This window comes from Neobacillus sp. MER 74 (assembly GCF_023714155.1).
The window spans coordinates 1-255 of the sequence record NZ_JAMAUV010000124.1; the positions used below are offsets into that span (position 1 = coordinate 1).

At 41.2% G+C, this 255-nt stretch carries 1 pseudogene; it reads left to right on the forward strand.

Annotation, left to right across the window (positions count from 1 at the left end):
• Window positions 1-255: pseudogene (locus tag M3610_RS28730) on the forward strand (IS110 family RNA-guided transposase); the annotation flags it as partial.

Below are 255 nucleotides of genomic sequence, written 5' to 3' on the forward strand. Positions count from 1 at the left end.
GTCTAACCGTGATGTGATTGTGAAGCGTCTTGTTAGTTCAATCAACCAATTAAATCGTTGGGTAGATGTTGTCTTTCCAGAGCTTCGACAAGTTTTTAAAGACGTGAAAGGTAAAGGGGCAATCGCACCCCTTCGCTTATTTCCTACACCAATGGAATTGCGTTCAATGCAACCTCAAAACGTTGTTATCGGGTGGAAATCACTGATGAAGAGACAGCCTGGATTAAAAAAGGCCCAATTACTAATTCATTTAGC